Origin of the sequence: Xanthomonas sp. SHU 199 (genome assembly GCF_000364665.1) — a bacterium.
Classification (GTDB): Bacteria; Pseudomonadota; Gammaproteobacteria; order Xanthomonadales; family Xanthomonadaceae; genus Xanthomonas_A; species Xanthomonas_A sontii.
The window spans coordinates 1-2,260 of sequence record NZ_AQOI01000538.1; the positions used below are offsets into that span (position 1 = coordinate 1).

1 protein-coding gene is annotated in these 2,260 nt (G+C 69.1%); it reads right to left on the reverse strand.

Annotated elements, in window-relative coordinates:
* Nucleotides 1-142: 142 nt before the first annotated feature.
* Entirely contained in the window at nucleotides 143-2,167 is a 2,025-nt protein-coding gene (locus tag D183_RS0116205; protein WP_017909923.1) for a M3 family metallopeptidase, read from the reverse strand.
* Nucleotides 2,168-2,260 lie beyond the last annotated feature (93 nt).

Below are 2,260 nucleotides of genomic sequence, written 5' to 3' on the forward strand. Positions count from 1 at the left end.
CCGGGAAAGCCCGTCGGGGCTGAAGCCACTCCCACAGTGCAATCGCAACCACTACGCCTGCGCAGCAAAATCTCGAATCCCGGTTCTCAACGGCCGCAGGCTGGTCATCCCCAATCCCGAATCCCGAATCCCGAATCCCGGCTTATCCGGCCATGCCGCTGTGCCGCAGCAACGCCTCCAGTTCCGGCACGCGACCGCGGAAGGCAGTGAAGTTCTCCAGCGCCGGGCGGCTGCCGCCGCGCGAGAGGATCTCGCGCAGGAAGCGCGCGCCGGTGTCCGCCAACTGGTCAGGCGCTTCCTCGAATGCGGCATACGCGTCGGCGCTGAGCACCTCGGCCCACTTGTAGCTGTAATAGCCGGCCGCATAGCCGCCAGCGAAGATGTGGTTGAACTGGTGCGGGAAGCGGTTCCACGCCGGCGGCCGGTTCACCGCCACGGCGTCGCGCACGCGCTCGAGCAACTGCAGCACGCTGTCGGACTGCGCATCGAAGCTGTGGTGCAGCTGCATATCGAACAGCGCGAACTCGAGCTGGCGCACCGTGAACATGCCGCTCTGGTAGTTCTTCGCCGCGAGCATCTTGTCGAACAGCGCGCGCGGCAGCGGTTCGCCGCTGTCCACGTGCGCGGTCATCGCCTGCAGGCGCGGCCATTCCCAGCAGAAGTTCTCCATGAACTGGCTGGGCAGTTCCACCGCGTCCCATTCCACGCCGTTGATGCCGGCCACGCCCAGTTCGCCGACCTGGGTCAGCAACTGGTGCAGGCCATGGCCCATCTCGTGGAACAGGGTGGTGACCTCGTTGTGGGTGAAGGTGGCCGGCTTGCCGTCGCTGCCGCGGCCGAAATTGCACACCAGGTACACCAGCGGGGTCTGCACGCCGTCGGCGCGTTCGCGGCGGTTGCGGCAGTCGTCCATCCAGGCGCCGCCGCGCTTGCCTTCGCGCGCGTACAGGTCCAGGTAGAACTGCCCGACCAGGCGCCCCTGCGCATCGCTGAGGCGGAAGAAGCGCACGTCCGGATGCCACACCGGCGCGCTGTCGGCCTCCACGCGCAGGCCGTAGAGGTCGTGGATCAGGCCGAACAGGCCCTCCAGCACCTTGGGCTCGGTGAAGTAGCGCTTCACTTCCTGCTCGGAGAAGCTGTAGCGCGCCTGCTTGAGCTTTTCGCCGGCATAGGCCAGATCCCAGGCTTCCAGCGTGTCCAGGCCCAGGTGCTCGCGCGCGAATGCCTCCAGTTCGGCGCGGTCGCGCTGCGCGTAGGGCTTGGCGCGTGCGGCCAGATCGTGCAGGAACTCCAGCACCTGCGCCGGATCCTGCGCCATCTTCGTCGCCAGCGAATACTCGGCGTAGCTGGCGAAGCCGAGCAGCGCCGCCAGTTCGCCGCGCAGGGCGAGGATGCGCCCGATCGCCGCGCTGTTGTCCAGCGCCACATCGCCGAACTCCGAGGCGCGGATCGCGTTGGCGCGGTACAGCGTTTCGCGCAGCGCACGGTCCTCGGCATACATCTGCACCGGCAGGTAGCACGGCATCTGCAGGGTCAGCTTCCAACCCGCCTGGCCGTCGCGCTCGGCCGCCGCGCGCGCGGCTGCGATGCTGTCCTCGGGCAGGCCGGCCAGGCGTGCCGGGTCGTCGACCAGCAGCGACCACGCATCGGTCGCGTCGAGCACGTTCTGCGAGAACTTGGCCGACAGCGCCGACAGTTCTTCCTGGATCGCGGCGAAGCGCTGCTTGTCGGTCTCGCCCAGTTCGGCGCCGCCCAGGCGGAAATCGCGCAGCGCGTTGTCCAGCACCTTGCGCTGCGCCGGGCCGAGCGCGGCCGCCTCCGGCGACTGCGCCAGCGTGCGGTACTGCGCGAACAGCGCCAGGTTCTGCCCCAGCGCGCTGGAGAAGCGCGTCACCTTGGGCAGGTTGGCGTTGTAGGCCTCGCGCAGCGCCGGCGTGTTGACCACCGCCTGCAGGTGACTCACCTGGCCCCAGGCGCGCCACAGGCGCTCGGTGGCATCGTCCAGCGGCGCCACGAAGCTGTCCCAGCGCACCGGCGCCACCGTCTCGGCGGCGGCCACGGCGGCCTCGGCCTGCGCCAGCAGCGTGTCGATCGCCGGGCCGATGTGCTCGGGCTGGATCGCATCGAAGCGCGGCAGGCCGGAAAAATCGAGCAGGGGATTGGTCATCGCGGAAGTCTCGGTAGCGGGGGAAGGACCGGCGCGGCCGGCCACGAAAAGCAGATGGCGGTCAGTCCAGCGCAGCACAAGGCAGCGGCGGGA